The following is a 25,211-nucleotide window of genomic DNA, read 5'->3' on the forward strand; positions in this document are numbered from 1 at the left end:
GCTCTGGAGACCGAGCAATGACCGAGAACGCCATCATCGAACTCCGCAAGGTCGGCAAGTGGTACAACAGCTACCACGCGCTGCGCGACGTCAGCATCAGCATCGGCAAGGGCGAGAAGGTCGTCGTCTGCGGACCCTCCGGCTCGGGCAAGTCGACGATGATCCGCTGCATCAACCGGCTCGAGGCGCACCAGACCGGCCACATCATCGTCGACGGGATCGAGCTGACCGACGACGTGAAGGCGGTGGAGAAGATCCGCCGCAAGGTCGGCATGGTGTTCCAGAACTTCAACCTGTTCCCGCACCTGACCGTTCTGCAGAACCTGACGCTGGCCCCCATCTGGGTCCGCGGCATGGCGAAGTCCGAGATCGAGGAAATCGCCATGATGTACCTGAAGCGGGTGCGCATCCCCGATCAGGCGCACAAGTTCCCCGGCCAGCTGTCCGGCGGCCAGCAGCAGCGCGTCGCCATCGCCCGCGCGCTGTGCATGCGCCCAGAGATCATGCTGTTCGACGAGCCGACCTCGGCCCTCGACCCCGAAATGGTCAAGGAGGTGCTGGACGTGATGACGGAGCTGGCGGGCGAGGGCATGACCATGGTCTGCGTCACCCACGAAATGGGCTTCGCCCGGCAGGTCGCCGACTCTATTGTCTTCATGGCCGAAGGCTCGATCATCGAGAGCGGGTCGCCGGCCGAATTCTTCGAGAACCCGAAAAGCGAGCGCACCCGCCAGTTCCTGGGCCAGATCCTGGAACATTGAGGCGAACATTGAGGCGGCATCCCCGATAGGGGGGCGCGGAGAGGCGGATAAGAGGGCCATGCCGGCGACCATTGCCATCACCGACGACGACGCGGTGACGCGCGAGACGCTGAAGTCCTACCTGACGGATGAGGGCTTCGACGTCCTGCTGGCCCGAAGCGCGGAGGAGCTGAAGGATCTGCTGGCGGCGACGGCGGTGGACCTCGTGCTGCTCGACATCCGGCTGCCGCGCCAGGACGGGCTGACCCTGACCCGCGAACTGCGCGCGGTGTCGGAGATCGGCATCATCCTGGTCAGCAGCCGGGCGGAGAAGCTGGACCGCATCATCGGGCTGGAGATGGGGGCCGACGACTACATCGCAAAGCCCTTCGAGCCGCGCGAGATCCTGGCGCGGGTGCGCAACCTGCTGCGCCGGCTGAAGGCGCCGGGCGACCAGCGCGACGACCGCCGGCGCTGCTTTGCCGGCTGGACGCTGTGGCTGGACCGCATGCGCCTGACCGACCCGCAGGGCAACCCGGTGCGGCTGACCGGCGCGGAGTTCGAGTTGCTGTCGACCTTCGTCTGCAATCCAGGCCGGGTGATGAACCGCGACTATCTGCTGACGGCGACGACGCGGCGCAAGACCGACGCCACCGACCGCACCATCGACAGCCTCGTCCGTCGCCTGCGCCGCCTGATCGAACCCGACCCCGCCGACCCGACACTGATCGTCACCGTCCACGGCACCGGCTACCTCTTCGCCGGCGACGTGACGCAGGACGGGTGAGGAAATCTTCAGACCGGCCAGGATCCCCTCTCCCCCCCGGGGAGAGGGTTAGGGTGAGGGGGTCGCACCGCGAGGATTCCCAAGAACTGCACAGTTCCCATTCGCCACCGAATCCACTCTATGCCACCCCCTCACCCCGACCCTCTCCCCGGGGGGAGAGGGGGAGCGGGGCGGGAGAGGGAACGCGTATCACCGAACCCCGAGCAAACTCCCCCGTCGCTTCAGTCTTGCGGCGGCCACGCGCTCGGCAACCTGGGCCACCGGAAATCGCGAAAAATTTTTAGCGCGTTGCCGTGGCCCATTCTTTATGCACCAAAGCGGGCAACCGGCCTCTTCCGAAGTCAACCCGCCACACCCGGTTGCTTTTCGTCTTGCAGCATTCCCCCATAGGAAAGTCATAGACCGCCCGTCTGCTCACGAAAGCCGTCCGAAGTCTTCCCTCCGGCATTCCCGCTTGTCTCAAATGCAAACCAAAAGACACGAGCTGTTCACAATTAGACGCTAAACCGTTCAAAGGGCCCTGCGACGATGTGCGCGTAGCAATCCGTGGAACCGTTTTTGTGGCGGTGGGGGGTTTGGGCATGACGGCGATCTCGACGAAAGCAGGCGTGACGAAAACGGGCGGCACCCTGGACGACGGCGGCGCGCGCCACCGCTTCTGGACCTTGCGCCGCGCCATGGTGTCGGTGGTGGGCGTGCTGGTGGCGGCGCTGATCGCCAGCCAGGCCTGGGTGTCGCAACGCTACACCGGCTTCGCGCTCGAAACCTTCAACAGCAGCGCGGCGGCGACCCTGCGGGTGCTGGCCAACGACCGCATCCGCAAGAACTACACGGAGTGGCTCCAGAACCACGCCAACGAATGGAGCCGCGATTCCTTCCTGGTCGACAGCATCAACCAGAAGGACCCGGCCAAGACGATGCTGGCGCTGAAGAACATCAACGCGCGGCCCGTGGTGGTCGACCGCGAGGTGCGGCTGATCTCGGTCGCCGTCTATGACGCCGACATGGCCCGGATCGCCGCCACCGGCGGGGAGCAGGACAGCGTCGCCACCGTCGCCCCGCTGTTCGAGGCGCTGAAGTCGCGCGACATCGCCGACAAGCGCCGCCCGGCCAGCCTGCTGTGGCGCGACGGCCAGGGCCGGCCGCTGTTCAGCATGATCGTGCCCATCGGCGGTTTCCGCGTCCTGGGCTTCCTCGAGGTGGTGACCGATCCGCTGCCGGCCCTGTCCAGCCTGGGCGCCGTTCTCGACGCCGACATCCGCTTCACCGACGCCAAGGGCGGCGTGCTGTTCGAGGCCAAGGGCGGCGAGCCGTCGGCCCACGCGCAACTCTCCACCACCACCGTGTCGCTCGGCGGCGACGGCGGGCTGCCCTGGGCGGCGGCGGAGATCTCGCGCGACGTGTCGGAGTTCGTCGGCGCGACGGAGGCTCTGCGCAACGACGCGCTCAAGATGGTCGGCGCCTTCGCGCTGGCCGTCGCCATCGCCGCCGCCCTGCTGCTGCGCGTCGCCGTCTTCGCCAACCTGCGCAAGTTCGCCCGCGCCATGGAGCAGATCGCCGCCGGCGACCTGTCCATCGAGATCCCCCGCACCGGCCGCGACGAGCTGGCGGTGATGGCGACCGCGCTCCGCCACCTGCGCGGCAGCGTGGAGCAGGTTCTGCTGATGAAGCGGATGGTCGACAGCAGCCCGGTGCCCACGGCGCTCCTGCGCACGGACGGCCAAGTAGGGTTCGTCAATCCCGCCGCCCGGACCTTCTGCGAGGCGCACGGCATCGACCCCGCCGGCCCCGACCTGCTGGCCCAGGGGCCGGACTTCACCGCCGCCTGCACCGATCCCACCCGCCCGCCGATCCCGCGCCGCCCCCTGACGGTCGGCGAGACGACGGTGGAGGCCCATGTCGACACCGTCTTCGACGACCAGGGCAACGTGCTGGGCAAGACCCTGTCCTGGACCGATGTGACCGAGCAGATGCGCTCCGCCGCGCTGGCCCGCCAGCTGATGGAGGACGTGCATCAGGTGGCGTCCGGCGTCGCCACCCAGTCGGGCCAGCTGCGCGAACTGGCCGACGCGCTGCGCCGGGAATCGGCCGGCACCATCGACAGCACGGTCAGCGCCGGCAGCTTCGTCGCCGAGAGCAACCGCAACGCCACCACCTGCAACGACAGCGCAGAGGTGCTGATGGACACCATCGGCACCGTCTCCAGCCTCGCCACCGAGGCGGCGGGCGTGGTCGGCGCCACGCTGGACGAGCTGACCGCCGCCCGCGAGGTGGTCGGCCAGCTGGGCGAGAACACCGAGCAGATCCGCCGAATCGTCGACGTCATCACCGGCATCGCCCACCAGACCAAGCTCCTGGCGCTGAACGCCACCATCGAGGCGGCGGCGGCCGGCGTCGCGGGCCGCGGCTTCGCCGTGGTGGCGGCGGAGGTGAAGAAGCTGGCGGAGGAGACCGCCAACGCCACCGTGCAGATCGCCAGCTCGGTCGGCGCCATCAACGGCAGCATCCAGAACACCGTCGGCACTTTCGCCCGCATCTCCGGCTCGGTCGAGCGCATCAACGAGGTGCAGGACCTGATCGGCGAGGCGGTGGCCCGCCAGACCGAATCCTCCACCGACATCCGCGACCGCGTCGGCGTGATCGCCGGCAATACGGGAGAGGTGGCGGCGCTGATCGACGGCGTCGGCGCCCAGGCGGCGCGCACCGGCGACATCGCCGCCTCGCTGACCGAAACGGCGAACACGCTGGCCGAGGAAGCCGCTTCGCTGCATAGTCTGCTCGGCACGCTGCGCGCCGGGCAGGCGGCCTGACCCCGCCCACCACGGACAGGCGGGGAACGGGACGGGTCAGGGGATGGGTGTCGGGATGCGGCTGGTGTTGCTTCTGCTGCTGGCGCTGGTGTCGGCCTTACCGGTGCTGGCTCCATCGGCGCGGGCCGACGACGGCGACACGCTGGAACGCATCCACGGCCGCGGCTTCCTGATCTGCGGCCTGCGCAGCGGCGTCAGCGGCATCTCCTTCTCCGACCCGCAGGGGCATCTCGACGGTTTCCTGGTCGATGTCTGCCGGGTCTTCGCCGCGGCGACCCTGGGCAACGCCCAGGCGATCCGCGTCGTCCGCCTGCCGGAAAAGCCGCAGGAGTTCCAGGCGGTCGAGAAGCACGACGTCGACGTGGCGCTGACCACCACGACCTGGACCTTCAGCCGCGACCTGTCGCACGACATCGAATTCCTGATGCCGCTTCTGCATGACGGCCAGGGCTTCGCCGTTCACAGCGACGGCACGCCGCCACCGCCGCTCGACCGGCTGGGGCCGCGCACGGTCTGCGTCAAGACCGCCACCACCACGGTCCGCAATCTGGAGGACTATATCCGCAAGTCCGACCTGCCCTGGACGATCCGCACCTTCCAGACGCTGGACGAGGCGTTGCAGGCCTTCCTCGCCCATGAATGCGACCTGCTGACCACCGACCGCACGGTTCTGGTGACCTCGCTGGCCGGCTACCGCCAGGCCGGGATGGGCATCACCATCTACCCCGACGTGATCTCGCGCGAGCCGCTGACCCCCTACATCGCGCGCGGCGACCGCAACTGGTACGACATCACCCGCTGGGTCCTCCACGCCATCGTCCTGGCCGACGCCAAGGGCGTCACCGCCGCCGATGTGCAGGCCGGCCGCATCCCCGACGATCCCGAACTGCACCGCATGCTGGGCCACGCCGGCACCGTCGCACGCACGCTGGGCCTGCCCGACGACTGGGCGCTGCAGGTGCTGGCGCAGGTCGGAAACTACGGCGAGATCTTCGACCGCAACCTCGGCACTCCCTACGGCATGGACCCCGGCATGAACAAGCCCTGGACCGAGGGCGGGCTGCTGTACGCCCCGCCGTTCCGGTGAAATCCCTTTAAGCCGCCAAGATCCCCTCTCCCCCCCGGGGAGAGGGTTAGGGTGAGGGGGACGCGCAGCCAGGATTCTCAAGCATCGCGCACTCCCCGCTCCCAACCAAAACCACGCAGTGCATCCCCCTCACCCCGACCCTCTCCCCGGGGGGGAGAGGGGGGATCCCCCAGCGCCCCTACGCCGCCAGCGCCACGCCCAGATGCCGCTCCAGCAGCGCCGGATCGGCCTTCGCCTGCGCCGCCGGTCCGGCATGCACCACCCGGCCGCGGTCGAGGAAGACCACGCGGTCGGCGAACTCCAGCGCCCGGTCGACCTGCTGCTCCACCAGCAGGATGGTCATGTCCAGCTTCGACAGGGCCTTCATCAGCGTGTCGCAGATCACCGGCGCCAGCCCCTCCAGCGGTTCGTCCAGCAGCAGCACCGTCGGCTTGCCGAGCAGGGCGCGGGCGACCGACAGCATCTGCTGCTCGCCGCCCGACAGCTCGCCGCCGCCGTTGCGCCGCCGCTCGCCCAGCCGGGGAAACAGCGCATACGCCTCCTCCAGCGCCGAGCGCGGACGCCCCTTCAGCCCGGTGACGAGGTTCTCCTCCACCGTCAGCGATTTGAAGATGTCGCGCGTCTGCGGCACATAGCCGAGCCCCGCCGCCGCCCGCGCCGAACTGCTCATCCCGCCGAGTTCCACCCCGTCCAGCCGGATGCTGCCGCCATGGCGGGTGGTCTGGCCGACCAGCGTCGCCAGCGTCGTCGTCTTCCCCACCCCGTTGCGGCCGAGCAGCGCCAGCCGCCCGCCCGCCGGCACGGCCAGCGACACGCCGTCGAGGATCAGCGTCTTGCCGTAGCCGGCGCGCAGATCCGTCACCTCCAGCGCTCCGACAGCATCAGTGGGCATTGGCGCGGCTCCCCAGATAGACCTCGCGCACGCGCGGGTCGGCGACGATCTCCTTGGCGGTGCCGCTGCACAGCAGCCGCCCCTGCGCCAGCACGACGATGGTTCTCGCGAAGCGGAAGACGAGATCCATGTCGTGCTCGATCATCAGCACCGCCAGATCCTTGGGCAGCCGGTCGATGGCGTCGAGGATGCGCTGGCTTTCCGAATGCGGTACGCCGGCCGCCGGCTCGTCCAGGATCAGCACCTTCGGCTTCATGGCCAGCGCCAGCGCGATCTCCAGCAGCCGCTGCTGCCCATAGGCCAGCGAGCCCACCGCCGTATGAGCGACCTGCGTCAGCCCCATGGTGTCGAGCAGCCCCGCCACCTCGTCGGCCAGCCCGGCCGCCTTGGCGACATTGGCGAACAGCCGGAAGGTGCGGCGGTCGCGCTGCAGCACCGCCAGCTCCAGATGCTCGCGCACCGTCATCGACTTGAACAGCCGCGCCACCTGGAAGCTGCGGATCAGCCCCAGCCGCACCCGCTCCGCCGCCGACAGCCGGGTGATGTCGCGGCCGTCCAGCCGGATGGTGCCGGCGCTGGGCTGGATCACCCCGGTGACGAGGTTGACGAAGGTGGTTTTCCCCGCCCCGTTCGGCCCGATCAGGGCGCAGCGGTCGCCGGCATTCAGCGTCATCGAGATGTCCGACGACACCTGCAGGCCGCCGAAATTCTTGCTCAGCCCCTCGACCTCAAGAAGCTTGGTCATGTCCTATCCCCCTTCCCCCGCAGCAGCCCGCCCAGCCGTTCCAAACCTGACGCGATGCCGCCGGGCAGGAACAGGACGATGCCGATCAGGAACAGGCCGATGAAGCCCATCCAGTGGAAGGGGTCGCTGGCGGCCAGGATGTGGTGGATGCCCATGAAGGCCGCCGTGCCGATCACCGCGCCATAGAGCCGCCCGGTGCCGCCCAGCACCAGCATCACCAGCGCCTCCGCCGACCAGGGGAAGCCGGCGCTGTCCAGCCCGACGATGCCGCTGGTCACCGCGGTCAGCGCCCCCGCCACCCCGGCGAACACCCCGGCCACGGCATAGAGCACCACCAGATAGGATTTCGGCGACCCGCCGATGGCGGAGATCCGCAGCGGATCCTCTTTCACGCCGCGGGAGGCCAACCCGAAGGGCGAGCGCACGATCCGCCGCGCCACCAGCAGCCCGACCACCAGCACCGCCAGCGCGAACAGGTAGGAGGTGCGGCCATACATGTCGAAGCGGAACATCCCCAGCACCGGCGCCGGGTCGATGCCTGACAGCCCGTCACTGCCGCCGGTCCAGTCGCGCGCCTTGTTGGCGACCTCCTGCACGATCTGCCCGACCGCGATGGTCAGCATCAGCAGGGTCAGCCCGCGCGCGTGCAGGATCAAGGCGCCGGTGGCCAGCGCGATCAGCCCGCCGGCCAGCCCGCCGGCCGCCAGCATGACGAAGGGGTCGTTGTTCCAGTTGACCGCTACGATTCCGGCGGCATAGGCGCCGGAGCCGAACATCGCCGCCTGCCCCAGCGTGGCGATCCCGCCATAGCCGAGCACGAGGTCGAGCGACAGCACGAACAGGGCCGAGGCGGCGATGCGGGTCAGCAGCGCCAGATCGTCCGGCAGCAGCCAGAAGGCGGCCAGCCCGACCGCCGCGACCAGCGGAATGCCGATCCAGCCGAGATCGCGGCGGGCCGCCAGGGGGGTGCGTCGGGTCATCTGGCCGGCCTTGCTGTCGCCGTTCTCGTCTCGCTCGGCGACGCTCGTCATGCCGTCCTCCCTTTGAAGAAGCCGTGCGGCCAGCGGAACAGGATCAGGATCAGCGCGGCGTAGAAGAAGAACTCGCCGAAACTCGGGATCAGGTATTTGCCGGCGGTGTCGACGATGCCCAGCGCCAGCGCCGCCGCGGCAGACCCAAAGATGCTGCCGGCCCCGCCGACCGCCACCACCGCCAGGAACAGCACGATGTAGCGGATGGCGTAATAGGGCTCCAGCGGCAGCAGCTCCGCCCCCAGCACGCCGCCCAGCGCCGCCAACCCGGTGCCGAGCGCGAAGGTCGCCAGATAGAGCCGCTCCGTCCGGATGCCCAGCGCCGCCGCCATGGCGGGATCATCGACCGCCGCGCGCAGCCGGATGCCGAAATCGGTGCGCTCCAGCAGCCACCACAACCCCAGCAGGGTCGCCGCCCCGGCGGCGATCACGAAGGCGCGGTGGGTCGGGATCGCCTTCGGCCCCAGCTCCACCGTGCCGGTCAGCAGCTCCGGCAGCGGAATGCGCTTCAGCGTCGGGCCGAACAGGTAATTGATGCCCGCGACGATCACGAAGGTCAGGCCGATGGTCAGCAGAACCTGCGCCAGCTCGTTGGCCGAGCCGTAGATGCGGCGGTACAGCAGCCGCTCCAGCGGCAGCGTTGCCAGCACCGTCAGCGCCACCGCCACCACCAGCGCCGCCGCATAGGGCAGCCCGGCCTCCTGCGCCGCATAAGAGGCGATATAGCCGCCGACCATGGCGAAGGCGCCATGCGCCAGATTGACGACCCGCATCAGCCCCAGCGTCACCGACAGCCCCACGGAGATGATGAAGAGGATCATGCCGTAGGCGACCCCGTCGACGGCGATCCCGAACATGGTTTCCATGATGTGCGTCCGTCTGCCCTTCTCCCTCTCCCCCCCGGGGAGAGGGTCGGGGTGAGGGGGATGCGTGGCGTGAAGTTGGTAGAGGAGCCGGACTGTCCGACGCTTGTTAATCCACCCTCTGCATCCCCCTCACCCTAACCCTCTCCCCGGGGGGGAGAGGGGATTCTTCCAGGGTTAGGAGAGGGACGATCCCCCCTCACTTCGCCAACTTGTACCCATAGTCCGGCTGCTTCGGGAACGCCTGCTTCTCGACATTCTCCAATTTACCGTCGACCTTCTCCACGGTGCGCAGATAGATCGTCTGGGTGACGTGGCGGCTGTCCGGGTCGATGGTCAGCGGCCCGCGCGGGCTTTCCCAGCTCATGCCCTTCACCGACTCCACCGCCTTGGCGCCGTCGATCTTGCCGCCGCCGTTCTTGATCATCTGATAGATGACGTGCGTGCCGTCATAGGCGCCGACCGAGGTGAAGGTGACGGTGTCGTAGGACCCGAACATCTCCTTGTGCTTGGCGACGAAGGCCTTGTTCATCGCCGAATCATGGGCGCGGCTGTAGTTGAAGCTGGTGGTGATGCCCATCGCCGCGTCGCCCAGCGCCGGCAGGTCCGGTTCCTGGGTCAGGTCGCCGGGGCCGAAGAACTTAATGCCCGCCGCCCGCAGCCCGGTGTCATTGAAGGCCTTGGCGAAGGCCAGCGTCGCCGGACCGGCCGGCAGGAAGGCATAGACGGCCTCGGCGCCCGAATCCTTGATCCGCTGCATGAAGGGCGCGAAGTCGTTGGACTTCAGCGGCATGCGGATGGTGTCCACCACCGTGCCGCCATTCTTCTCGAAGGTGGTCTTGAAGGCGGCCTCGCCGTCGATGCCGGGGCCATAGTCGCTGACCGCCGACACCGCCTTCTTGATGCCCTGCTTGGCCATGTATTCGGCCAGCGGCACCGTATTCTGCCACAGGGTGAAGGAGGTGCGGACATAACGCGGCGACTTCTCCGTGATGGCGGAGGTGGCGGCGTTGAAGATCACGCAGGGGATGTTCGCCTCGTCGATCAGCGGGGCGACGGCCAGCGCGTCCGGCGTGAAGAAATAGCCGGCGAGGAAGGACACCTTGTCCTTGACGATCAGCTCCTGCGACAGCGCCTTGCTTTGTGACGGGTTCGGCTGGTCGAGGTCCTTGTAGATGAACTCCACCGTGTCGTTGCCGACGGTCTTGCCATGTTCGGCCTGATAGACCTCGATCGCTTCCTTGAAGCTCTTGCCGACCACGCCGAACGGCCCGGAGAAGGGCGCCACGACGCCGACCTTGATGGTGGCGGCGCCGGCCGGACCGGCCGCCAGCGCCAGACCGAACGCCGCACCCAGCAGCGCGTTGCGCAGAGTCCTCGTCATTGTCCCTCCCACATGTGACCATATGCCGGCGCCGGAACTCCCAATCGCTGGGTCCCGGTCATTGACTGTTGTGCCAACCGTACTGAGGGATGGACGAACCGTCAAGTGCGATATTTGATGTTATGTTCTATAATCGCACAATATCGGTCTTCTATCTAATGCACTGATATAAAAATATTTTTGGTCAACATGCAGTGCACAGCGCCGCACAAAGTTCATGTTGCGGCGCAATAGGGGCGATAAACGCCCTTCATTTGCCGTTTTCGACCTTGACACCAAGCCGCCGCCATCGCCACTCTGTGCGTAAAGATGATTACTCGTGCGATTTTCGCACACTCGGGAGGTCATATGGCGAAGATCACGCCCCTGCGCGACGCGGTGGCGAGCCTCGTGCGAGACGGCGACACCGTCGCCCTGGAAGGATTCACGCACCTGATTCCCCATGCCGCCGGGCACGAGATCATCCGGCAGGGTCGGCGCGACCTGACGCTGGTGCGCATGACGCCGGACCTGATCTACGACCAGCTGATCGGCGTGGGCTGTGCCGTGAAGCTGATCTTCTCCTGGGGAGGCAACCCCGGCGTCGGTTCCCTCCACCGCTTCCGCGATGCCGTCGAACAGGGCTGGCCGCACCAACTCGCCATCGAGGAGCACAGCCACGCCGGCATGGCCAACGCCTATGTCGCCGGCGCCTCCAACCTGCCCTTCGCCCTGCTGCGCGGCTACACCGGCTCCTACCTGCCGAAGGTCAACCCGAACATCCGCTTCGTCGAGTGCCCCTTCACCGGCGAGAAGCTGGCCGCCATCCCCTCCGTCCGCCCCGACGTGACGGTCATCCACGCCCAGAAGGCCGACCGCCGCGGCAATGTCCTGCTCTGGGGCATCCTCGGCGTCCAGAAGGAGGCGGTGCTCGCCGCCAAGCGCTCCATCGTCACGGTGGAGGAGATCGTCGACGACCTGGAGGCACCACCGAACGCCTGCGTGCTGCCGAGCTGGGCGCTCTCCGCCGTCTGCCCCGTCCCCGGCGGCGCCTATCCATCCTACGCGCAGGGCTATTCGGAGCGCGACAACCGCTTCTACAAGGCGTGGGACCCCATCGCCCGCTCGCGCGACAGTTTCCAGGCCTGGATGCAGCGCCATGTGCTGGACACCGACGATTTCGCCGGCTTCCGCCGCGTGCTGGCCGAAAGCATGAAGGAGGCCGCGTGATGAGTGCCGAAACCACCACTGCCGAAACTCTCGAGTTCACCGCGACCGAGATCATGACGGTGGCGGCCAGCCGCCTGCTGAAGGACGGCACCGTCTGCTTCGTCGGCATCGGCCTGCCCTCCACTGCCGCCAACCTCGCCCGGCTGACCCATGCGCCCGAGGTGGTGCTGATCTATGAATCCGGCCCGATCGGCGCCAAGCCGACGGTGCTGCCGCTGTCGATCGGCGACGGCGACCTCGCCCTGACCGCCGACACCGTGGTCGGCACGCCGGAGATCTTCCGCTACTGGCTGCAGGGCGGGCGGATCGACGTCGGCTTCCTCGGCGCGGCGCAGGTCGACCGCTTCGCCAACATCAACACCACCGTCATCGGTCCCTACGACGCGCCCAAGGTGCGGCTGCCCGGTGCCGGCGGCGCGCCGGAGATCGCCTCCCAGGCCAAGGAGGTCTTCATCGTCCTGAAGCACAGCCCCAAGGCCTTCGTCGCCAAGCTGCCCTTCGTCACCTCCGCCGGTTATCTCGACGGCGGTGATGCGCGGGCGAAAGCCGGCATTCGCGGCGCCGGGCCGACGGCCGTCATCACCGACCTCGGCATCCTCACCCCCGACCCGGTGAGCAAGGAGCTGACCCTGACCGGCATCCATCCCGGCGTGACGGTGGAGCAGGTGAAGGCGGCCACCGGCTGGGACCTGAAAATCTCGCCCGACCTGAAGACCACCGAAATCCCGGACGCCGAAACCCTGACGGCGCTCCGCGACCTCCAGGCCCGCACCGCAGCCGCCCATGGGCAGGTTGGCGGAGAAGGATAAGACCATGCGTGACGCTTACATCTGCGACGCCATCCGCACCCCCATCGGCCGCTATGCAGGATCGCTGTCTTCGGTGCGCACCGACGATCTCGGCGCCGTGCCGATCCGCGCGCTGATGCAGCGCAACCCCTCGGTCGACTGGGCCGCGGTGGACGACGTCATCTATGGCTGCGCCAACCAGGCCGGCGAGGACAACCGCAACGTCGCCCGCATGTCGGCGCTGCTGGCCGGACTGCCCGACGCGGTGCCGGGCACGACGATGAACCGGCTCTGCGGCTCCGGCCTCGACGCGCTCGCCACCGCCGCCCGCGCCATCAAGGCGGGCGAGGCCGAGCTGATGATCGCCGGCGGGGTGGAGAGCATGAGCCGCGCCCCCTTCGTCATGGGCAAGGCCGACGCTCCCTTCTCGCGGCAGGCCGAGATCTTCGACACCACCATCGGCTGGCGCTTCGTCAACCCGGCGATGAAGGCGGCCTATGGCACCGACTCGATGCCGGAGACGGCGGAAAACGTCGCCGACGACTGGAAGATCGCCCGCGCCGACCAGGACGCCTTCGCGCTGCGCAGCCAGGAGCGCGCCGCCCGCGCCATCGCCGACGGCAGCATGGCCCGCGAGATCGTCCCCGTCACCATCCGCACCCGCAAGGGCGAGACGGTGGTGACGACCGACGAGCATCCCCGCGCCACGACCATCGAGGCGCTGTCGGCGCTGAAGCCAATCGTCCGCCCCGGCGGCACGGTGACCGCCGGCAACGCCTCGGGCGTCAATGACGGCGCCGCCGCCCTGCTGATCGCGTCGGAGTCGGCGGTGAAACGTTTCGGCCTGACCCCGCGCGCCCGCATCCTCGGCGGCGCCACCGCCGGCGTCCCGCCGCGCGTCATGGGCATCGGCCCGGTCCCCGCCACCCGCAAGCTGCTGGAACGTCTCGGCCGCAGCATCGCCGACATCGACCTGATCGAGTTGAACGAGGCCTTCGCCGCCCAGGCGCTCGCCGTCCTGCGCGAGCTTGGCCTGCCGGATGACGCCGCGCATGTGAACCCGAACGGCGGCGGCATCGCGCTCGGCCATCCGCTCGGCATGAGCGGCGCCCGTCTGGCGACCACCGCGCTCCACCAGCTCGAACAGTCCGGCGGCCGGACGGCGCTCTGCACCATGTGCATCGGCGTCGGCCAGGGCATCGCGGTGATGATCGAGCGGGTAAGTTAAACCCCCACCTATCCTCCCCCACTGGGTGGGGGAGGGACTGCCGCCGCCCTCCCGCATCAGCACCAATCCCCTCCCCCGCCCAGCGGGGGAGGGTTAGGGTGGGGGCACCGTCAGCCGAAACCTGACCAGAACAACCACCACAGGCGGACCCCCCATGCCCTTCCTCGAAGCCGCCGGCATCACCCAGCACTACGACCTGACCGGCCCGGCCGACGCGCCGGTGCTGCTGTTCGCCAACTCCATCGGTACCAGCTTCCACATCTGGGACGCCGTGGTGCCCCTGCTGTCGCATCGCTACCGCGTGCTGCGCTACGACATGCGCGGCCACGGCCTGACCCAGGTGACGCCGGTCACCGAGGATGCCGGCTACAGCATGGACCTGCTGGCCGACGACGCCGCCGGCCTGCTCGACGCTCTCGGCATCGAACGCGCCCATGTCTGCGGCCTGTCGATCGGCGGCATGATGGCGCAGCGCCTCGCCGTCAAGGCGCCCGGCCGAATCCACGGCCTGATCCTGTGCGACACCGCCGGCGTCATCGGCCCGCAATCGGTCTGGACCGACCGCATCGCCGCCATCCGCGCCCGCGGCATGACCGCGATTTCCGACGGGGTGATGGCCCGCTGGTTCACCCAAGCGTTCCGCGACAGCCGTCCCGACCAGATCCGCGGCTACACCGCCATGGTCGCCCGCACCACCGAGGACGGCTATGTCGGCTGTTCGATGGCGATCCGCGATGCCGACCTGCGTGCCGCCAACGCTGCCATCACCGCCCCCACCCTGGTGATCTGCGGCGAGCATGATGTCGCCACCCCGCCCGATTCCGCCCGCGAACTGGCTGCCGGCATTCCCGGCGCCCGCTTCGAGCTGCTGCCCGGCGCCGCCCACATCCCCGGCGTCGAAAAGCCGGCGGAACTGGCCGCCCTGATCGACGGCTTCCTGAGGGACCTGTGATGAAGGACCCAGAGATGAAAGATAAGGATCTCTACGACCGCGGCATGGCGGTTCGCCGTTCGGTCCTGGGCGACGCCCATGTCGACCGCTCGCTGGAGCGCGCCACCGAGTTCGACGCCGATTTCCAGGAGTTCATCACCAAGACCGCCTGGGGCCAGATCTGGACCCGGCCGGGCCTGGACATCCGGACGCGCAGCATGCTGACCATCGCCATGCTGGCGGCGTTGGGCAAGGACGGCGAGTTGAAGCTGCACATCCGCGCCACCCGCAACACCGGCGTCACCCGCGACGAGGTGAAGGAAATCCTGATGCAGGCCGCCGTCTATGCCGGCGTCCCCACCGGAAACCACGCCATGGCGCTGGCCCGCGCCGTCTATGCCGAGATGGACGAGGAAGACGCCCAACGAGGGTGAAAAGTAAGGGGTGAGCCGACCATGACCGCCATCCACCATGCCGACCCGCTGCTCGACCCGCTCTTCACCAGCGACGCGGCGGCCGATGCCTTCTCCCCGACCGCAAGGCTGCAAGCCATGCTGGAGTTCGAGGCGGCGCTGGCGCGGGCGGAGGCGGCGGTCGGCGTCATCCCCGCCCGTGCCGTTCCGGCCATCGAGGCAGCCTGCCGGGCCGACCTCTACGACCTGGCCGCGCTGGGGGCGGAGGCGGCGCTGGCCGGCAACACCGCGATCCCGGTGGTCAAGCACCTGACCCGCACCGTGAAGGCCACCGACGAGGAGGCCTCCCGCTACGTCCATTGGGGTGCCACCAGCCAGGACGCCATGGACAGCGGCCTGATGCTGCAATTGCGCCGCTTCCTCGACGGCCTCGACGCCGATCTGGCAGCGCTGGCCGACGGCTTGGCCGACCTCGCCGACCGTCACCGCGCCACGCCGATGGTCGCCCGCACCTGGCTGCAGCACGCCCTGCCGACCACCTTCGGCCTGAAGGCCGCCGGCTGGCTCGACGCGCTGGGCCGCGACCGTCAGCGCATCGCCGCCGCCCGCGCCCGCCTCGCCCTGCAATTCGGCGGCGCCGCAGGAACGCTGGCTGCCCTCGGCGACGCCGGCCCTGCGGTGGCGGAGGCTCTGGCGAAGGAGTTGGACCTCCCCCTTCCCGCCCTGCCTTGGCACGCCAGCCGCGACCGCATCACCGAACTCGCCTCGTCCCTCGGCATCCTCGCCGGCACGCTGGGCACGCTGGGCCGCGACATCTCCTTGATGATGCAGATGGAGGTCGCCGAAGCCTTCGAGCCGTCCGCCCCCGGCCGCGGCGGCTCCTCCACCATGCCGCACAAGCGCAACCCGGTGTCCTGCGCCGTCCTGCTCTCCACCGCCATCCGCGCCCCGGCGCTGGTCGGCGGACTGCTGGCCGCGCAGGTGCAGGAGCATGAACGCGGCCTCGGCGGCTGGCATGCCGAGTGGCAGGCGCTGCCCGACCTCTGCCGCCTCGTCGCCGGCGCCGCCCGCCATGCCCGCGAGACCATCGCCGGCCTGACCATCGATGCCGAGCGCATGCGCGCCAACCTCGACCTGACCCGCGGCCTGATCCTGGCCGAAGCCGTCACCATGGCTCTCGGCGACCGCATGGGCCGCATGGCCGCCCATTCCCGCGTCGCCGACGCCAGCCGCCGCGCATCCTCCTCCGCCCGCCCATTGCGCGACGTGCTGGCCGAGGATGCCGAAGTGGTGCAGGCGCTGGGCGCCGACACCCTCGACCGCCTGTTCGACCCGCTGAACTACACCGGCTCCGCCTCCCACTTCATCGACCGCGTGCTCGACCACCACCGACAAACACAAGATCGGCAAAGCTGACCGCTCCCAAGGAGGGACCCCCAAGATGGACACAGCCGTTCACGAGGCGCCGGGAGATTCCGATCCCCGTGATTTCAGCCCCCGCGATTGGGCGCAACACCCGCCCTACCTGTCGCCGCTCTACAAATCGACGGTGCTGCGCTCGCCGTCCAAGCCGCTGATCCCGATGAAGCAGTGCCTGTCGGTGCGCAGCGGCCCGGTGTTCGGCCATGACAGCGTCGATCCGCTCGACAACGACCTGACGAAGAACGGCCGCGTCAATGGCGAGCCGATCGGCGAGCGCATGATCGTCACCGGCCGCGTGCTGGACGAAAGCGGCCGGCCGGTGCCGCACACGCTGCTGGAGATCTGGCAGGCCAATGCCTGCGGCCGCTACGTCCACCGCTGGGACCAGCATGACGCGCCGCTCGACCCCAACTTCTTCGGCGCCGGCCGCTGCATCACCGACGCCGAGGGCCGCTACCGCTTCACCACGATCAAGCCCGGCCCCTATCCCTGGGGCAACCACCACAATGCGTGGCGCCCGGCGCACATCCATTTCTCGCTGTTCGGGCCGTCCTTCCTGACCCGTCTGGTCACCCAGATGTATTTCCCGAGCGATCCGCTGCTGCCGCTCGACCCCATCTACAACGGGGTGCCGGAGGGCGCGCGCGAGCTGCTGGTCTCCCGCTTCTCCATCGACGTGACCGAGCCGGTGTGGGCGCTCGGCTATGAATTCGACATCGTCCTGCGCGGCCGCCAAGCCACGCCGATGGAGGGCTGACCCCCATGAGCCAGATGCTGAAACAGACCCCGTCCCAGACCGTCGGCCCCTATTTCGCCTATGCCTGGACCCCGGAACTCTACGGCCGCCACCCGCTGGCGACCAACCGGCTGGCCACCCGCGACATGCCCGGCGAGCACATCCGCATCGAAGGCGTGGTGTATGACGGCGAGGGCGCACCGATCCGCGACTGCGTGGTGGAGATCTGGCAGGCCGGCGCCGACGGCAAACACGCCCCCGGTGCGGCAGGTTTCGGCCGCTGCGGCACCAACGACGCAGGCTATTACTTCTTCGACACGGTGAAGCCGGGCGTCTGCGAGGCCGGCCACGCCCCGCACATCGCGGTGACGGTGTTCGCCCGCGGCATGCTGAGCCACCTCTTCACCCGCCTGCACTTCTCCGACGAGACCGCTGCGAACGCGGCGGACCCGGTGCTGACGACCGTCCCCGCCGACCGCCGCGACACCCTGATCGCCCAGCGCGCCGAAGTGCCGGGCGGCGTGGTCTACCGCTTCGACATCCGCCTGCAGGGCGAGGGGGAGACGGTGTTTTTCGACTGTTGAGGGGGCGAGGTTAGACCCCCACCTAACCTCCCCCGCTGGGCGGGGGAGGGACTGCCGCCACTCTCCCGCATCAGCACTTGTCCCCTCCCCCGCCCAGCGGGGGATGTTAGGTGGGGGTCTAGCTCCACAAGTAACCGACGCCCAACTCACCCCTCCCGGATCGTCGCCACGAAGCGCTGCACTTCGGTCCGCAGCTGCGCCGACTGGTGAGACAGCGTGTCGGCCGCCGCCCGCGCCTGGGAGGCCATGCTGCCGGTCTCGCTGGCGGCGCGGGTGACGCCCTCGATGTTGGTGGACACCTCGCGGGTGCCGGCGGCGGCCTGTTGGACGTTGCGGCTGATCTCGCGGGTCGCCGCCCCCTGCTCCTCCGCCGCGGCGGCGACGGCGGTGACCGTCTCGCTGATGCCGACGATGGTGCGGCCGATGGCCTGGATGGCGCCGACGGCGCTGCCGCTAACCGACTGGATCTCGGCGATCTGGGCGGCGATCTCCTCCGTCGCCTTGGCGGTCTGGCTGGCGAGGTTCTTCACCTCCTGCGCCACGACGGCGAAGCCCTTGCCGGCCTCCCCCGCCCGCGCCGCCTCGATGGTGGCGTTCAGCGCCAGCAGGTTGGTCTGGCCGGCGATGGACTGGATCAGGTTCACCACGTCGCCGATCTTCTGCGCCGCTTCGGCCAGACCGGCCACCGTGCCGTTGGTCTTCTCGACCTCGCCCACCGCGTCGTTCGCCATGCGCGACGAGGCGGCGATGCGCTGGTTGATCTCCTCGATGGAGTGGGCCAGCTCCTCCGCCGCGGCGGCCACCGTCTGCACGTTGCTGCTGGCGACGTCGGCGGCGCTGGCGACGGCGGAGGCCTGCGCGTTGGTCTGCTCGGCGATGGCCGACAGCCCTTCCGAATCGGTGCGGATCAGCTCCGCCTGCTCGGTCACGCTGGCGACCACGCCGCCGACCGTGCCCTCGAACCGGTCGGCCATGCGGGCCAGATCCTGCCTGCGCCGTTCGGCGGCCTGTGCCTCGTCCCGGCGGCGCTGCTCCTCCATCTCGGCGACGCGGCCGGCATTCTCCTTGAACAGTTGCAGCGCCTTGTTGATCGACCCGATCTCGTCGGCGCGGTCGCGGTCGCGCACCTCCACGTCCTGCCGGCCGGCGGTCAGCGCCTCCACCGTAGCGATGATCCGGCGCAGCGGCGTGCCGACGATGGTCCGGGTCGACAGCCACAGCGCCAGCAGCAGGCCGACGGTCAGCAGCACGGCGCCGACGGCGATGAAGCTGCGCAGTTCCTCCTTCGGCGCCTCGATCTGGTTCATCGGCAGATTGATCAGCACCGACCAGGGCGTGCCGGTGTCGCCGATCTCGACCGGCCGGAACAGCTGCTTGACCTCGGTCTTCAGGCTGGCCGACACCGAGAAATGGGCGAAGGTCTTGCCGTCGCGGATGGCGGGCAACGCCTCCTTCAGCCGTTCGTTGGTCTGCAGGATCGACTTGCCCATATGGTCGGCGTTGCTGTAGCCGGCCCACAGGCCGCCGTTGGAGATCAGGAAGACAGACCCCGTCCCGAAAGGCTTCGCCGTCTTCAGCTCGTTCCAGATCTCGTCGGTGGCGATGTCGACGCCGGCGACGCCGACGAACTTGCCGCCTTCCATGATCGGAACCACCAGCGACACCATCAGGATGGTCTTGCCGGCCACCACATAGCTGTAGGGTTCGACGATCACTTCCTTGCCGGTGCGCTTGGCCTGCTGGTAATAGAGGCCGTCGGGGCCGGGGTCGTCATAGGCGGTCAGCGCCTCCAACTGGACCTTGCCGCTGCCGCGGTTCCAATAGGAAATGAAGCGGCCGCTGGCGTCGCTGCCGGCGTTGTTGACGAAGTCGGAGTCCTTGCCGTCCAGCGCATTCGGCTCCATGCCGACCCACACGCCGATCAGGGCGGGATTGCTCTCCAGCAGGCTCTTCAGCCAGTCGTTCAGCTTGGCGCGGTCGGCGACGCCGCTGCGTTTCAGGCTCAGCAGGGTGGTCCGCATCAGGCGGCTGATGTTCATGGCGTCGTTCAGGCGCCGCTCGACGGTTTCGGCATGGTATTTGCCAAGTTCGTCCCCGACCTTGAAGGACAAGGCGTCGGTATCGGCCCCGCTCTTGGCGGAGATCACGACCGTGCCGATCCCCAGCCCGACCAGCAGAACCACGCCGATCGCCAAAACCAGTTTGGTCACCAAAGGCAACTTCTTGAACATCGATGATCCCCACGACATACCCGGACAAGGGTCCGACACCCCTGACCGACTGTCGCGCAGTTCTGTTAAATTGAAGTAAATTAATTGCTAATATATCTGTCATCCCAACAGATGAAGAGGAAAACTTTCAAAAATGGCAAGCGCTCATACCTTAGTCTGAAAGTTCATGCTTTGGGACCATCACCCGAATCCTTCGGGCACATACAACCTTCACTCCGCGACATAAAGAAAAAGGGGCGGACCGGTCGTCCCGGTCCGCCCCCTTCACAACGTCGGCATGCGTCGCCCGCGATTACTTCCGGGCGGCGGCGATGGCGGACTGCAGGTCCTTCAGCACCTCGGCACCGCCGTCGGCGGCGTACTTGTCGAAGGCCGGCTTGACCATCTCGCGCATGCGGTCCAGCTCGGCCGGGCTCAGCTCGTTGATCTGCATGCCCTTTTCCTTCAGGTAGGCCACGCTCTGGGCCGAGGCCTCGCGGCTGTCCTTGCGTTCGAAATCGCGCGAGGCGACGGCGGCCTCGTTCAGGATCTTCTTCTCGTCCGCCGACAGGCCGTCGTACCAGCGCTTGCTGGCCAGCATGATCCACGGGCTGTAGACGTGGCGGGAAATGGTCAGGTACTTCTGGACTTCATAGAACTTGGACGACTGGATGGTGGTGACCGGGTTCTCCTGGCCGTCGACCGTGCCGGTCTCCAGCGCGGTGAACAGCTCGGAGAAGGCCAGCGGCACCGCGTTGGCGCCGAAGCGGTTGAACATGTCGATATAGACCGGGTTCTGCATCACGCGCAGCTTGATGCCGCCCATGTCCTCGACCTTGGTGATCGGGCGCTTGCTGTTGGTCAGGTTGCGGAAGCCGTTCTCCCAATAGACCAGCCCGACCAGCCCCTTGTCGTTCAGCGACTTCAGCAGCTTCTCGCCGAACGGGCCGTCCAGCACGGCGTCGGCTTCCTTCTCGTTGTTGAACAGGAAGGGCAGGTCATAGACGCCGAAATCCTTGACGATGCCGACCAGCGTGGCGGTGGAGCCGACCATCATCTCCTGCGCGCCGCCGATCAGGGCGTTCTGCATCTGGATGTCGCTGCCCAGGCTGGCGTCGCCGAAGCCCTTCAGCTTGAGCTTGCCGCCGCTGCGCTTGGACAGTTCGTCGGCGAAATACTTCACCGCCCGGCCCTGGTTGCTGCTCTCCGACAGGCCGTAGCCGAAGCGGATGATGCGGGTCTTCACGTCCTGGGCGGAGGCCGTGATCGGGGCGAGCAGGGCGGCGGCGATGCCGGTGGCGAGCAGCAGTTTGCGGAACATGGGTGTCGAACTCCCTTGAGATCTGGTGTTTCGTTCTGATTGGTCTTGGTAGGCGTCAATGGAACAGGTGCAGCGGCATGGTGACGATCTCCGGCACGGCGATCAGCAGGCCGAGCAGGACGATGTAGGTGAGCAGGAAGGGCCAGATGCCCTTGGTGGCGCTTTCCAGCGAGATGCGGGCGACGCCGCACACCACGTTCAGCACCGTGCAGACCGGCGGATGGATCAGGCCCAGCGTGCCGATCAGGACGAACATCACGCCGAAATAGGTCGGGTCGATGCCGGCCTTGATCGCCAGCGGGGTCAGCACCGGCCCCAGAACCAGGATGGTCGGCGTCAGATCCATCACCGTGCCGACGGCCAACAGCAGGAAGGCGATGGCCAGCATCAGCAGCTTGGGATGGCTCATCAGCGGGGCCAGCAGCTCCGTCATCTGCTGCGGCAGGTCGGCCAGCGTCACCATGTAGGACGACACCAGCGCGGCGGCGCACAGGAACATGACCGTGCTGGTGGTGCGCGCCGCCTGGACCAGCAGCGGGACCAGTTGCGGCAGCGTGACCTGACGGTAGACGAACAGCGCGACGAACAGCGAATAGACGGCGGCGACCACCGCGGCCTCTGTGGGCGTGAAGATGCCGCCGCGCAGGCCGCCGATGATGATGACCGGCAGGGCCAGCGCCCAGACGCCGTCGCCCAGCGCCTTCAGCCGCTCCCGCCCGCTCGCCTTCGGCTGCAGCTTCACCGTCATGTCGCGGACGACGAAGATCCAGGCGCAGACCAGACCGATGCCCATCAGCAGGCCGGGGACGATGCCGCCCATGAACAGCGCGCTGATCGAGGTGTTGGTGGTCACGCCGAAGATGATGAAGGGCATGCTGGGCGGGATGATCGGGGCGATGATGCCGCCCGACGCGATCAGACCGGCGGAGCGCGGCACCGGATAGCCGTGGTCGCGCATCATCGGGATCAGCAGGGTCGCCAGCGCGGCGGTGTCGGCGATGGCCGAGCCCGACAGGCTGGCCAGCATCACCGAGGCGCCGATGGTGACGTATCCCAGACCGCCCTTGATGTGGCCGACCAGGCTGACCGCCAGGTTGATGATGCGCTGGGAGATGCCGCCGGCGTTCATCAGCTCGCCGGCCAGGATGAAGAAGGGCACCGCCATCAGCGGATAGTTGTCGGCGCCGCTCAGCATGTTCTGGGCGACCAGCTGGGCGTCGAAGAAGTCGAGGTGGACCATCAGCGCGACGCCGGTCAGCATCAGCGCGAAGGCGATGGGCATGCCGAGCAGCATGAAGCCGAACAGCGAGCCCAGGAAAATGGTGAGCGTCATGGCGGCGTCTCCGTCCGCAGGAAATCTATCGGTCTGGGCTCAGTGCTTGGCGACGGCGGGCCTGCCGCGACCGGCCGGATGGCCGTCGCCATGTCCACCGGCGGGTGCCGGCGGCGCAACGGCAGGCCCGTGCGATTCCGGATGGTCCAGCATGGTGTCGGGGTCGCCGGGGATGCGGGCGCCCGGCTGGTTGGTGACGATCCGCCACAAATTCGCCAGCACGGTCAGCGCCATGGCGATGGCCGGGAAGAAGCCCGCCGCCGCATAGAAGGCCATGGGGAAGCGCAGGACGGTGGAGAAGGTCTCCATGCCGATCAGCAGCTGGATCCAGCTTCCCTGCACGAACAGCCACAGGGCGTAGAGCATCATCAGGTGCGCGATCACCGCGCAGGCCCGGCGTACCTTGAACGGCAGGCGGCTCTGCAGGATCTCCAGCCCCAGATGCCGCTGGTGGCGCAGCGCCACGGTGGCGCCCAGGAACACCAGCCAGACGAACATCAGCCGCGCGATCTCCTCCGCCGCGACGATGCCGCTGTTGAAGACATAGCGCAGGACGACGTTGCCGAAGACGAGACCGACCATGACCGCCAGCATCAGCGCCATGATCCATTCGGTGACCCGCTCCAGCAGATCAGCAACGCGCTTCATGCGTTCCTCCCAAAACTAGCGCCGCCGGTCAGGCGGGCATGCGCATCGGCGACGATGGCCTCGGCCGGCAGCGTCACCTCGTAGGACAGCACCGGCTCGTCGGCCGCCGGCATCTCCAGGTCGGCGAACTGGCTGTCGACCAGCGCCATCGGCATGAAATGGGCGGTCCGCGCCCCCATGCGCGAGGCGATCAGCGCCTTGTCGCCGTGCAGGTGCAGGAACACCACCCGTTTGCAGTCGCCGCGCAGCCGGTCGCGATAGCGCCGCTTCAGCGCCGAACAGGCGACGACCAGCCCCCTGCCCTCGCGGTCGGCATCGGCGATGAAGCCGGCCAGCGTGCCCAGCCAGCCGTCGCGGTCGGTGTCGGTCAGCGGGATGCCGGCCGACATCTTCTCGATGTTGGCAGGCGGGTGGTGGGCGTCGCCCTCGATGAATTCATGGCCCAGGGCCAGGGCCAGCGTCTGGCCGACGCTGGACTTGCCGCAGCCGGCCACGCCCATCACCACGACGATCAGCGGTTCGGCGCCGGCCGCATTCCCGGACGGAGGTTCGGTCAGAGGGGCGGTCATGCCGGAGGACGGCGCGATGGGGGGACCGTTCATGAGGCTCATGTTCCCGAATACCGGTGCGGGACGGCGTCCGCGACCAGGGTCGCGGCGGGCCACGCACTGACAAGGTTATGTTAGCGCTATCATTCGCGGGTCACTGAGAGGTCTACGACCATGGAGGCCGGACTGCACGGATGACGCCGAGACGAGTTGCTGATACTGTTAGCGCTAACCTTGACGCGCGTAAAGAGTTTTGTTTGAGTTGCGGACAAACTGATCGGGGATGGCCGCGGGTTGCAGGCTCAAGCTCTGCATGGCATGCGGCTGTTGCTGAGCATGATACACATCGGTGACCGGCGAGCCCGCGCGACCTTCCGTCGCGCCGGCCGGAATCGGATCGCCGGAATTGAAAGGACGAAGCCCTGTGACGACCCGTGGCGGTGATCGGCCAGCATCCTCGGCGGTCAAGACGCGCAAGCCGCGCTCCTCGCGCACCGGCCGCGCCACCATGGCGGACGTGGCGGAGCGGGTGGGCATCAGCGCCATCACCGTCTCGCGCGCCTTCAAGCGGCCGGAGCTGGTGGCGCCGGAGCTTCGCCAGCGCATCCTCGACACCGCCCAGTCGATGGGCTACGTGCCGAATCAGGCCGCGAGCGCGCTCGCCTCGGCGCGGTCGATGACGGTGGCGGTGCTGATCCCGTCGATGACCAACATGGTCTTCGTCGAGACGCTGGCCGGCATCCACGACATGCTGCTGCCGCGCGGCTACCGCGCCCTGATCGGCGTCACCCACTATTCCCCGGTGGAGGAGGAGCGGCTGATCCGCACCTACCTGCAGTTCCAGCCCGACGGCATCCTGCTGACCGGCACCGACCATACGGAGGTCACCCGCACCTATCTGTCGGCCCTCTCCAGCCCGACCGTCCACATGATGGAGCTGCTGGACGACCCCGACAGCCTCAGCGTCGGCTGTTCGCAGGAGGAGGGCGGCCGGCTGATGACCACCCACCTGCTGGAGCGCGGTTACCGCCGCATCGGCTTCGTCGCCGTGCAGCTCGATCCCCGCACGCTGGCGCGGCTCGACGGCTACCGCCACGCGCTGGAGGAGGCGGGGCTGTATGACGAAAAGCGCGTCTGGCGCCTGCCCGACCCGTCCTCCATCCACCTCGGCGCGGCGATGATCGACCGGCTGATGGCGGAGAACAGCGACTGCGACGCCGTCTTCTTCTGCAACGACGACTTGGCCCAAGGAGCGTTGTTCCAGTGCCAGCGCCGCGGCATCCGCGTGCCCGACCAGCTCGCCGTCGCCGGCTTCAACGACCTGCCGGCGTCGGCCTGGACCACCCCGACGCTGACCACCGTCGCCACGCCACGCTACGCCATCGGCCGCCACGCCGCCGCCATGCTGCTCGACCTGATGGACGGCAAGGAGCCGCCGCAACGCCGCCTCGACCTCGGCCTGACCTTCATCGCGCGGGAGAGCACGTGAGGGGGAGTGGTT

General features: G+C 68.3%; 23 protein-coding genes. 13 read left to right on the forward strand and 10 right to left on the reverse strand.

What is annotated here, in order from left to right; genetic code table 11:
- Positions 1 to 17 precede the first annotated feature (17 nt).
- The 4 genes from ACCD06_RS31715 to ACCD06_RS31730 all read left to right on the forward strand — a co-directional run bounded on the left by ACCD06_RS31715 (position 18) and on the right by ACCD06_RS31730 (position 5,424).
- Complete coding sequence (locus ACCD06_RS31715) at positions 18 to 761, forward strand: amino acid ABC transporter ATP-binding protein (RefSeq protein ID WP_109076463.1); 744 nt, start codon at positions 18 to 20, stop codon at positions 759 to 761.
- A gap of 58 nt (positions 762 to 819) precedes the next feature.
- Positions 820 to 1,527 carry a response regulator gene (locus tag ACCD06_RS31720; RefSeq protein WP_413346228.1) on the forward strand — a complete coding sequence of 236 codons (708 nt, stop codon included), beginning with the start codon at positions 820 to 822 and terminating at the stop codon, positions 1,525 to 1,527.
- A 581-nt stretch (positions 1,528 to 2,108) separates the two neighbouring features.
- Positions 2,109 to 4,337 carry a methyl-accepting chemotaxis protein gene (locus tag ACCD06_RS31725; protein ID WP_413346230.1) on the forward strand — a complete coding sequence of 743 codons (2,229 nt, stop codon included), beginning with the start codon at positions 2,109 to 2,111 and terminating at the stop codon, positions 4,335 to 4,337.
- 55 nt (positions 4,338 to 4,392) lie between these two features.
- Positions 4,393 to 5,424 carry an amino acid ABC transporter substrate-binding protein gene (locus ACCD06_RS31730; RefSeq protein WP_413346232.1) on the forward strand — a complete coding sequence of 344 codons (1,032 nt, stop codon included), beginning with the start codon at positions 4,393 to 4,395 and terminating at the stop codon, positions 5,422 to 5,424.
- A 178-nt stretch (positions 5,425 to 5,602) separates the two neighbouring features.
- Here the strand turns inward: ACCD06_RS31730 and ACCD06_RS31735 are convergent, their stop codons facing one another.
- From ACCD06_RS31735 to ACCD06_RS31755, 5 genes are all read right to left on the reverse strand, one after another.
- The gene (locus ACCD06_RS31735; protein ID WP_413346234.1) at positions 5,603 to 6,316 is read right to left on the reverse strand and encodes an ABC transporter ATP-binding protein; all 714 of its coding nucleotides are present in this window, start codon (positions 6,314 to 6,316) and stop codon (positions 5,603 to 5,605) included.
- Entirely contained in the window at positions 6,306 to 7,061 is a 756-nt protein-coding gene (locus tag ACCD06_RS31740) for an ABC transporter ATP-binding protein (protein ID WP_413346237.1), read from the reverse strand. The genes ACCD06_RS31735 and ACCD06_RS31740 overlap by 11 nt, the downstream gene beginning before the upstream one ends.
- Positions 7,058 to 8,092, reverse strand: a complete 1,035-nt coding sequence (locus ACCD06_RS31745; protein WP_413346239.1) for a branched-chain amino acid ABC transporter permease — start codon at positions 8,090 to 8,092, stop codon at positions 7,058 to 7,060. Before ACCD06_RS31745 ends, ACCD06_RS31740 begins: the two co-directional genes overlap by 4 nt.
- Positions 8,089 to 8,958 (reverse strand): branched-chain amino acid ABC transporter permease, encoded by an 870-nt coding sequence (locus ACCD06_RS31750; RefSeq protein WP_413346241.1) that lies wholly within the window; start codon positions 8,956 to 8,958, stop codon positions 8,089 to 8,091. Before ACCD06_RS31750 ends, ACCD06_RS31745 begins: the two co-directional genes overlap by 4 nt.
- 196 nt (positions 8,959 to 9,154) lie before the next feature.
- Positions 9,155 to 10,339 carry an ABC transporter substrate-binding protein gene (locus ACCD06_RS31755; RefSeq protein ID WP_109076455.1) on the reverse strand — a complete coding sequence of 395 codons (1,185 nt, stop codon included), beginning with the start codon at positions 10,337 to 10,339 and terminating at the stop codon, positions 9,155 to 9,157.
- A gap of 348 nt (positions 10,340 to 10,687) precedes the next feature.
- On the opposite strand from ACCD06_RS31755, the gene ACCD06_RS31760 reads away from it, so the two are divergent.
- From ACCD06_RS31760 to pcaG, 8 genes are all read left to right on the forward strand, one after another.
- A complete protein-coding gene (locus tag ACCD06_RS31760) occupies positions 10,688 to 11,548 on the forward strand; it encodes a CoA transferase subunit A (RefSeq protein ID WP_413346244.1) in 861 nt (286 codons plus the stop codon).
- Positions 11,548 to 12,357, forward strand: coding sequence for a CoA-transferase subunit beta (locus ACCD06_RS31765; protein WP_413346246.1), 810 nt, complete (start codon positions 11,548 to 11,550; stop codon positions 12,355 to 12,357). The genes ACCD06_RS31760 and ACCD06_RS31765 overlap by 1 nt, the downstream gene beginning before the upstream one ends.
- A gap of 4 nt (positions 12,358 to 12,361) precedes the next feature.
- Positions 12,362 to 13,564: a 3-oxoadipyl-CoA thiolase gene (gene pcaF / locus ACCD06_RS31770; protein WP_413346248.1), complete on the forward strand. Its 1,203-nt coding sequence runs from the start codon at positions 12,362 to 12,364 to the stop codon at positions 13,562 to 13,564.
- 154 nt (positions 13,565 to 13,718) lie between these two features.
- Positions 13,719 to 14,516: a 3-oxoadipate enol-lactonase gene (gene pcaD, locus ACCD06_RS31775; protein WP_413346250.1), complete on the forward strand. Its 798-nt coding sequence runs from the start codon at positions 13,719 to 13,721 to the stop codon at positions 14,514 to 14,516.
- Between the two features lie 14 nt (positions 14,517 to 14,530).
- Complete coding sequence (pcaC, locus tag ACCD06_RS31780) at positions 14,531 to 14,929, forward strand: 4-carboxymuconolactone decarboxylase (protein ID WP_413346252.1); 399 nt, start codon at positions 14,531 to 14,533, stop codon at positions 14,927 to 14,929.
- Positions 14,930 to 14,950: 21 nt separating this feature from the next.
- On the forward strand, positions 14,951 to 16,324 hold the full coding sequence (locus ACCD06_RS31785) for a 3-carboxy-cis,cis-muconate cycloisomerase (RefSeq protein ID WP_413346255.1): 1,374 nt from the start codon (positions 14,951 to 14,953) through the stop codon (positions 16,322 to 16,324).
- Between the two features lie 25 nt (positions 16,325 to 16,349).
- Positions 16,350 to 17,087: a protocatechuate 3,4-dioxygenase subunit beta gene (gene pcaH, locus ACCD06_RS31790; protein WP_413346257.1), complete on the forward strand. Its 738-nt coding sequence runs from the start codon at positions 16,350 to 16,352 to the stop codon at positions 17,085 to 17,087.
- Between the two features lie 5 nt (positions 17,088 to 17,092).
- Entirely contained in the window at positions 17,093 to 17,650 is a 558-nt protein-coding gene (gene pcaG, locus ACCD06_RS31795) for a protocatechuate 3,4-dioxygenase subunit alpha (RefSeq protein WP_413346259.1), read from the forward strand.
- A gap of 146 nt (positions 17,651 to 17,796) precedes the next feature.
- On the opposite strand, the gene ACCD06_RS31800 is transcribed toward pcaG, so the two are convergent.
- From ACCD06_RS31800 to ACCD06_RS31820, 5 genes are all read right to left on the reverse strand, one after another.
- The gene (locus ACCD06_RS31800) at positions 17,797 to 19,860 is read right to left on the reverse strand and encodes a methyl-accepting chemotaxis protein (RefSeq protein WP_413346261.1); all 2,064 of its coding nucleotides are present in this window, start codon (positions 19,858 to 19,860) and stop codon (positions 17,797 to 17,799) included.
- A gap of 313 nt (positions 19,861 to 20,173) precedes the next feature.
- On the reverse strand, positions 20,174 to 21,181 hold the full coding sequence (locus ACCD06_RS31805) for a TRAP transporter substrate-binding protein (RefSeq protein WP_109076446.1): 1,008 nt from the start codon (positions 21,179 to 21,181) through the stop codon (positions 20,174 to 20,176).
- 55 nt (positions 21,182 to 21,236) lie between these two features.
- Positions 21,237 to 22,514 carry a TRAP transporter large permease gene (locus ACCD06_RS31810; RefSeq protein WP_109076445.1) on the reverse strand — a complete coding sequence of 426 codons (1,278 nt, stop codon included), beginning with the start codon at positions 22,512 to 22,514 and terminating at the stop codon, positions 21,237 to 21,239.
- A gap of 39 nt (positions 22,515 to 22,553) precedes the next feature.
- On the reverse strand, positions 22,554 to 23,162 hold the full coding sequence (locus ACCD06_RS31815; RefSeq protein ID WP_413346263.1) for a TRAP transporter small permease: 609 nt from the start codon (positions 23,160 to 23,162) through the stop codon (positions 22,554 to 22,556).
- Complete coding sequence (locus ACCD06_RS31820) at positions 23,159 to 23,764, reverse strand: gluconokinase (RefSeq protein WP_413346265.1); 606 nt, start codon at positions 23,762 to 23,764, stop codon at positions 23,159 to 23,161. The genes ACCD06_RS31815 and ACCD06_RS31820 overlap by 4 nt, the downstream gene beginning before the upstream one ends.
- 370 nt (positions 23,765 to 24,134) lie before the next feature.
- Between ACCD06_RS31820 and ACCD06_RS31825 the strand changes: the two genes are divergently transcribed.
- Positions 24,135 to 25,199 (forward strand): LacI family DNA-binding transcriptional regulator, encoded by a 1,065-nt coding sequence (locus ACCD06_RS31825; protein ID WP_247871321.1) that lies wholly within the window; start codon positions 24,135 to 24,137, stop codon positions 25,197 to 25,199.
- The last annotated feature ends 12 nt before the right edge of the window (positions 25,200 to 25,211 follow it).

Origin of the sequence: Azospirillum sp. CT11-132 (genome assembly GCF_047302835.1) — a bacterium.
In the GTDB taxonomy this organism is placed as follows: Bacteria; Pseudomonadota; Alphaproteobacteria; order Azospirillales; family Azospirillaceae; genus Azospirillum.

Excerpts from the sequence above, each read along its gene's own strand:
- ACCD06_RS31715 (WP_109076463.1), top strand. The coding sequence starts at position 18 with ATGACCGAGAACGCCATCATCGAACTCCGCAAGGTCGGCAAGTGGTAC.
- ACCD06_RS31720 (WP_413346228.1), top strand. The coding sequence starts at position 820 with ATGCCGGCGACCATTGCCATCACCGACGACGACGCGGTGACGCGCGAG.
- ACCD06_RS31725 (WP_413346230.1), top strand. The coding sequence starts at position 2,109 with ATGACGGCGATCTCGACGAAAGCAGGCGTGACGAAAACGGGCGGCACC.
- ACCD06_RS31730 (WP_413346232.1), top strand. The coding sequence starts at position 4,393 with ATGCGGCTGGTGTTGCTTCTGCTGCTGGCGCTGGTGTCGGCCTTACCG.
- ACCD06_RS31735 (WP_413346234.1), bottom strand. The coding sequence starts at position 6,316 with ATGCCCACTGATGCTGTCGGAGCGCTGGAGGTGACGGATCTGCGCGCC.
- ACCD06_RS31740 (WP_413346237.1), bottom strand. The coding sequence starts at position 7,061 with ATGACCAAGCTTCTTGAGGTCGAGGGGCTGAGCAAGAATTTCGGCGGC.
- ACCD06_RS31745 (WP_413346239.1), bottom strand. The coding sequence starts at position 8,092 with ATGACGAGCGTCGCCGAGCGAGACGAGAACGGCGACAGCAAGGCCGGC.
- ACCD06_RS31750 (WP_413346241.1), bottom strand. The coding sequence starts at position 8,958 with ATGGAAACCATGTTCGGGATCGCCGTCGACGGGGTCGCCTACGGCATG.
- ACCD06_RS31755 (WP_109076455.1), bottom strand. The coding sequence starts at position 10,339 with ATGACGAGGACTCTGCGCAACGCGCTGCTGGGTGCGGCGTTCGGTCTG.
- ACCD06_RS31760 (WP_413346244.1), top strand. The coding sequence starts at position 10,688 with ATGGCGAAGATCACGCCCCTGCGCGACGCGGTGGCGAGCCTCGTGCGA.
- ACCD06_RS31765 (WP_413346246.1), top strand. The coding sequence starts at position 11,548 with ATGAGTGCCGAAACCACCACTGCCGAAACTCTCGAGTTCACCGCGACC.
- pcaF (WP_413346248.1), top strand. The coding sequence starts at position 12,362 with ATGCGTGACGCTTACATCTGCGACGCCATCCGCACCCCCATCGGCCGC.
- pcaD (WP_413346250.1), top strand. The coding sequence starts at position 13,719 with ATGCCCTTCCTCGAAGCCGCCGGCATCACCCAGCACTACGACCTGACC.
- pcaC (WP_413346252.1), top strand. The coding sequence starts at position 14,531 with ATGAAAGATAAGGATCTCTACGACCGCGGCATGGCGGTTCGCCGTTCG.
- ACCD06_RS31785 (WP_413346255.1), top strand. The coding sequence starts at position 14,951 with ATGACCGCCATCCACCATGCCGACCCGCTGCTCGACCCGCTCTTCACC.
- pcaH (WP_413346257.1), top strand. The coding sequence starts at position 16,350 with ATGGACACAGCCGTTCACGAGGCGCCGGGAGATTCCGATCCCCGTGAT.
- pcaG (WP_413346259.1), top strand. The coding sequence starts at position 17,093 with ATGAGCCAGATGCTGAAACAGACCCCGTCCCAGACCGTCGGCCCCTAT.
- ACCD06_RS31805 (WP_109076446.1), bottom strand. The coding sequence starts at position 21,181 with ATGTTCCGCAAACTGCTGCTCGCCACCGGCATCGCCGCCGCCCTGCTC.
- ACCD06_RS31810 (WP_109076445.1), bottom strand. The coding sequence starts at position 22,514 with ATGACGCTCACCATTTTCCTGGGCTCGCTGTTCGGCTTCATGCTGCTC.
- ACCD06_RS31815 (WP_413346263.1), bottom strand. The coding sequence starts at position 23,162 with ATGAAGCGCGTTGCTGATCTGCTGGAGCGGGTCACCGAATGGATCATG.
- ACCD06_RS31820 (WP_413346265.1), bottom strand. The coding sequence starts at position 23,764 with ATGAACGGTCCCCCCATCGCGCCGTCCTCCGGCATGACCGCCCCTCTG.